Genomic DNA, 5,972 nt, shown 5'->3' with positions numbered 1-5,972 from the left:
GGAGCTTTGTCGGAATGACGGAATCTATCCTTTTCGGAATAATCACTCGCTGTCATCCCGAACTTGTTTCGGGATCTGGGTTTTGAATCGATCGGGGCTGCAGGTAGGTGGTTGCAGGTTGGAAAAGAGCTACGGAACACAAGATGCTGATAATAGTTCATGAGAGTATGTGATGTTTGATCTTGATCTTCATACGTCTACCCTCATACCTCTGACCTCTTTAGTTTCTTTGATCTTATCGAAGGACACGCTCTTCTCAGAAGACCGTTGACGGATAACGTGGTTTTCATCAGCGTACAGCGATAATTACGAGGGACGGGTCCATGTTCTTGAAGGACCAAGGATGGTTCTTCATAGCATTCAGCGGGTTCTCCGCTTTTAAGCGTGCAGCGGCTCTTCTCCCGCAAAGCGTAACGGCTTCTTCGTTTCTCTTCTCGAGAACGTTCTCTCCAATCAAAAGGGATAGAAGCCAAGATCAATTGCGTTCTTTTCGTATATCTTTTCCATGAGGTCTTTGACAAGAGTAACATGCCCTTTTTCCCAGTTCATTAGCTTTACCATGAGTTTCTTTGCACTCGTGTCTTCCACGTTTTTGGAGGCATTTTCGTAGTAATCAACAAAATCCCTCTCAATGAGGTAGGCCATTCTTAAAATCGAAAGATCGGCAAGATCGCTGCTGTAAGAGTTGTTTGAGAGCGCTTGCGATTCCAGCCTCTCTACGAATATCTCCTCCGCTTCTTCCTGTAGGGCAAAATCAACCTCCTTGTTATCTTCAAGAGCTTCGATCATACCCTCAATGAACTTCACATGAGAGTCTTCCATTTCCATAAGATATTCGAAGGTCTTTTTGGCAACGGATTGATTGACCTTCTGCATATTATTTTTATAGAACTCCCGGCCTGATTTTTCGAAACTGAGTGCTACCTCCAGAATGCTCTTGAAATCGCTCATCACTTCACCCCTTTACTAAGGTACTCGTCGATACCAACTGCCGCTTTGTGACCGTCGGCAACGCCATGAATGATGTCCGGACCATTCACGATATCTCCTCCCGCGAAAAGCCAGGGAAGATCTGTTTGACCTTTCTCGTTAACGAGTATTCTTCCCCTTACGAACTGTATCTTCTCTCTGATCGATTCTGGAAGATAATCGTAGTCCGGCGCCTGACCTATTGCCTCAACAATCATTTTTCCTTCGATCATACTTTCGTCGCTTTCATCGAATCTTGGGTTGAATCTTCCGTCTTTATCAAAGACTGCTGTGCAAGCAATCGTAGATAATCCGAAGACTTTGCCGCCCTTGAGACAGACTTCCTTCGGTCCTCGACTAGGAAAGAATTTGATTCCCTCTTCCCTTCCCTCTACTATCTCCTCAAGGTCGGCTGGCATCTCATCCGAGGATTCGAGACATGTTACTTTGACATCTATCGGCATTCCTTCCATCTTCTGGAGACGGGCAACGCTACGAGCCACGTCCATTGCAACGTTGCCTCCGCCTATTACGACAAGGCTTTCTGGCACCTCCGGTTTCTTGCTTGAATCCCCTCTGAGATAATCGCGAATAGACTCGAGAAGAGGCATGGCCATCAAAACCCCTTCGCTGTCAGCTCCTTTGACTCCGGTGCTTCTTCCCTTCATGAACCCCGTTCCGAGAAAGACCGCATCGAACTTCTCATGAAGGTGTTCTATAGTGACGTCCTTTCCAACTGTCTTGCCGCATTCGATCTTCACACCCAAGGCTTCTATTACTTCTAAGTCTGCATCCAATGCTTCATCGGGGAGACGATAGCGTGGTATACCATACCTCATGACACCGCCCGCATGCTCTTTGCTTTCATAGACTGTAACAGAGTAGCCCATTAGCGAAAGGTAATATGCGGCAGACAGACCGGCCGGGCCACTGCCTATTATCGCAACTCTGCCAATTCCCTTTCTGACTATCTCTTGTTCTTTCGCATATCTTATAACGTCTTCCGTCTTCTCCTGATCCATGAGATATCTCTTCAGCCATCTTATGGCAACGGGCTCTCCCCTGTTACCTATTGAACAGACGGTCTCACACTTGTGGGTACAGACGCGTCCACAAACCGACGGCAAAGGATTGGTCCTGTATATCCATTCGACGCCCTCTTTTGTATCGTTCTTGAAGACGCTCTCTATGTATCTAGGAATATCCATTTTTGCCGGGCAGGCATCTATGCAGAGTTCGCAGTCCACACATCTTGCCGCCTCCGCTATGGCCTGCTCTTTCGAGAATCCCTTGACAAATTCTATAAATGACTGAACTCTCTCTTCACCCGAGAGCTCTTCCATTTCTACCCTTTCAAGATCGAGCAGTTCCGAGTTTTCATCGCGTGAATAGCCTATAGGTTGACTATCATGATGGATGCCAGTTTCATCTGGTAGGAAGAAAAAACTATCAGGGTCGTCGGATATATGAATATACTCCCTGGTCATGTTCAGTGAACCCGTCGTACATATGTCGACACACATACCGCAGAAGGAACATCTTCCATAGTCTATAGCCGGTCGCTGTGCCTTCTTTCCGATATCGACCGTAATATCCACTGGCACCATCTTAATGGCGTCGGTGGGGCATATCTTTGCGCAAGTTCCACATCCGGAGCATTTGTCCCAATCGTTAACGTGGAACCCCCTGTATCTTTCGGCTGCTTCGCGATAAACCTGTGGAACTTTTATTGTAACCGGCTTCGTGAACAGTCTCTTCCAGGCTACAGTAGGACCCCAGAAAGTCTTTTTGAAATCATCGTATACGCTCACGTTACCAGCCCCCTATCTGTCGATCTCTGGCGGACAGAAGTCCATAGTGGTTAACCAGAGAGCAACGTCTTCTATTCTTGTGCCTGCTAGCAGTTTCTCGACACCGTACAAACCCTGAGGAAAGGAAGCCCCTCTGACGTTTATCCTGTAGGGTCTTTCCCCTCCATCTGAGACAACAAAGTATCCGTACTCGCCCCTGGATGACTCTATGTGAGTGTAGACAGTTCCCTCCGGCACCCTCCATCTGAGAGCGCTGCCAGATGAGATCTTTGCGTTCACAGGTCCCTCCGGCATTTTCTCAAGTACCTGCCTCAGTATCCTGATACTCTGCATCATCTCATAGTATTTCAAAGTGAATCTGGCAAATGCATCCCCTTCAGTTGCGGTGGGAATGTCGAAAGCCACACTGTCATATTTTGCATAAGGATCTATCTTTCTTATGTCATACGGCAGACCTGTTGCTCTCAGTCCCACGCCGGTTACGCCTATTTCCAGCGCCTCTTCTCTGGTTAGAAGCGCGAGACCCTCTGTCCTCGTTCTGATTATCCTGTTTTTCAGGAGCAGGTTCTCAAATTCATCGCTCCTGCTTTCTATGTAATCCAGAAATTCAACTATCTCAGATTCTATCCCTTCGGCAGATCCTTTCTTACACCCCCAGGAACGATATACATGTGATAGACCCTTGCGCCTGTAATTTTCTCGAAAATATCTAGAATCCTGTCCCTGTCCGCAAGAGTCCAGTGCGAAATCGTGTAGAGACCCGTAGATCCTCCGACTCCACCCAAAGCCATTAGATGGGAAGCTATTCTCGCCAGCTCGAGAATTATCATCCTTATCCAGTGAGCCCTTTCTGGCACTTCCGTCCCGGTGAGCGCTTCGACTGCCATTGCGTAAACCATTTCGTTTATGTCCGGTTCGGGCACGCAGATTCGGGGGATCAAGGCCAGGTTTTGCATCCAGCCTCTTCTCTCCATCAACTTCTCGAAGCCCCTGTGAAGGAAGCCAGGAACGAGTCTCGATCTGACGACGGTGTCACCCTCCACGTAGAGGTGAACGCTTGAATTGCCATGCATCCCGGGGTGGTTAGGGCCCAAGAACAGCTTGACTTCCTTACTCATTCTCATCGCCCCCTTCGACCAGGAACTCTGTTTCGTAACTCCTGTCCGGAAAGTGCTCGTTTGAATATTTCTGCGGATCGAAGTCTTTTCTCATCGGTGGCATTTCCTTCCAGTTTTCGAGTATGAGTGGTTTGAGATCGGGGTTGCCATCGAACACTATACCAAAGAACTCGTGAACGTCTCTTTCATAAAACCTTGCTGTAGGCCAAAGGTGCATCACGCTAGTAATGACGGGCCTGTCTCTACTAACAGAACTCTTCACCAACAGAGTCTCTCCCGTCTCCCATCTGAAAAGGGTGTAGAACACCTCGAAGACTCTGTCTTTTATCCTATCGACGCCGGTTATTAATGAGAGATGAGAGAAGCCTTTTCTCTTCAAGAGCTCAAGAACCGCGTTCAGCATTGAAGCTTCAACGGATACGATCGACTCACGGGCGGTTACTTCCTTGACCGACAATTCTCCGGCAATAGTCGTCACTTCTGCAAGTATCTCATTCATGGAATTCATCGTGCACATACACCTCCCCGAGAGCCTCTATCTGATTCTTCTTGTACCAATCGTTCTTATCCTGATACTCTTTCCAGCCGTTGGCCTCTCCTCTGTCAATCTTGCTCATCAGCGCGGTGAATCCGCTTACTATAGCTTCCGGGCGGGGCATACAACCGGCCAGATAAAGATCCACAGGCACATAAAGATCCAGTTTGTTTATCGTCGCGTACGAGTCGTAGTATATTCCCCCATTTAAAGTGCAAGAACCAAAGCCGACTATATACTTCGGCGACTGCATCTGTTCGTATGAGTAAATGACTCTCCTGAGAGTCTTAGTACTTAGGTATCCGGTGATTAACATAATGTCGGCCTGCCTAGGAGTTGCCATAGGCCCAATCCCGAGACGCTCCATATCGAAGCGCGAAGTCATCGTTGGAGGCAGCTCTATAGCTCCACATCCGGTACAGTAATAAAGCATCCACAGCGAGCGTGATCTGAGCATATTTGCTACTTTTTCCCATGCTTTGCGTTCTTCGCTCATGCCATCACCTCCCCATCACAAAGACCACTATGATTACTTGAACGAAGGAGAGAATGAGCGGCCATTTCCAGTAGAATTTGATCGCCTGCTCGACCCTGAATCTTGGAATAGTGGCGGAGATGATTACTATGGAGAAGTACACTATAAGGAACTTCAAGAGGAATTCCCATAAAGTCCTACCGCCTCCAAGGAAGAGGTTCACAAACAATCCGATCTCAATGAATGTCGCAAATGCGTGCTGGATCATCAGCATACCAAGATACTTCCCGCTGTACTCCACAAGTGGTCCGGAAGCTATCTCGGCCGGTGCAATGAAGGTGTCGAAGGGCTTCTTTCCGAGCATCCCTATCAGAGAAATAAAGGCAACTACTCCGCCAATCGGCATTAACCAAGCGTTGTAAGCACCCTGCGCTATCTGGATGCTTACAAGATCGGATAGAGATGAAGTCCCATGGTGGAAAAAGACCCCGAGAATCACTATCATGAAGGGAAGTTCGTATCCAAGCATCTGGGCCAGTGCCCTTCCGATTCCTATGGATGCATTTGGATTTCCCGACCCTACGGCAGACATCGCCATTCCAAGAAGGCCAATTGCCAGAAGATAGATCACTACAAAGACATTGTCGATTCCCGGAAAGACGGCGAGACTGCCGGCCGGGACGAAGAAGACCGTCGCAATCGTCCCTCCCAGAGCCATAAGTAAACCAAAGTCGAAGATGAAGCCGTGGGAAATCGAGTGCTTCGTCAGAGACTTGAAAATATCTATGAAGTTCTGCCAGAAAGGCGGGCCGTATCTTCTCTGAATTCTTGCATCTATCTTTCTTGCAATTCCTTCAAGGGTTACGGTATATACGAACGCGACTATTAGAAGCGCGATCCCCGAAAGTATTGTGATTATGATATTCATAAACATGTCATCACCTCAACCACCAGAAGGCGCCAAGAAGCACAATAACAGTCAAAGCAATGTAAACCTGAGGATTACGGTTGAAAAAGACTGCCTTGAACAGGGCTCCAAGCTCCTTAATCTTCTCAGAAGTCGA

5 protein-coding genes and 1 pseudogene are annotated in these 5,972 nt (G+C 47.8%); all 6 read right to left on the bottom strand.

Translation table 11 applies throughout. The features are described 5' to 3' along the window. Positions 1-453: 453 nt before the first annotated feature. The 6 genes and pseudogenes from BG32_RS09025 to BG32_RS09000 all read right to left on the bottom strand — a co-directional run bounded on the left by BG32_RS09025 (position 454) and on the right by BG32_RS09000 (position 5,842). Entirely contained in the window at positions 454-951 is a 498-nt protein-coding gene (locus BG32_RS09025; RefSeq protein ID WP_014731290.1) for a ferritin family protein, read from the bottom strand. Then, the gene (locus BG32_RS09020; protein WP_121526712.1) at positions 951-2,780 is read right to left on the bottom strand and encodes an FAD-dependent oxidoreductase; all 1,830 of its coding nucleotides are present in this window, start codon (positions 2,778-2,780) and stop codon (positions 951-953) included. The genes BG32_RS09025 and BG32_RS09020 overlap by 1 nt, the downstream gene beginning before the upstream one ends. Before the next feature lie 12 nt (positions 2,781-2,792). Then, positions 2,793-3,571, bottom strand: a pseudogene (locus tag BG32_RS09015) (NADH-quinone oxidoreductase subunit D). A gap of 319 nt (positions 3,572-3,890) precedes the next feature. Further along, positions 3,891-4,406 (bottom strand): NADH-quinone oxidoreductase subunit C, encoded by a 516-nt coding sequence (locus BG32_RS09010; protein WP_121526711.1) that lies wholly within the window; start codon positions 4,404-4,406, stop codon positions 3,891-3,893. Beyond that, positions 4,390-4,929 carry an NADH-quinone oxidoreductase subunit NuoB gene (gene nuoB, locus BG32_RS09005; protein WP_121526710.1) on the bottom strand — a complete coding sequence of 180 codons (540 nt, stop codon included), beginning with the start codon at positions 4,927-4,929 and terminating at the stop codon, positions 4,390-4,392. Before nuoB ends, BG32_RS09010 begins: the two co-directional genes overlap by 17 nt. 4 nt (positions 4,930-4,933) lie before the next feature. Beyond that, a complete protein-coding gene (locus tag BG32_RS09000; RefSeq protein WP_099773080.1) occupies positions 4,934-5,842 on the bottom strand; it encodes a respiratory chain complex I subunit 1 family protein in 909 nt (302 codons plus the stop codon). Positions 5,843-5,972: the final 130 nt, after the last annotated feature.

The sequence above is a fragment of the Mesotoga sp. HF07.pep.5.2.highcov genome (genome assembly GCF_003666285.1).
GTDB classification, from domain to species: domain Bacteria; phylum Thermotogota; class Thermotogae; order Petrotogales; family Kosmotogaceae; genus Mesotoga; species Mesotoga prima.
The sequence above is the reverse complement of the archived record's forward strand: the minus strand, read 5'-3'. Positions and strand labels throughout refer to the sequence as shown.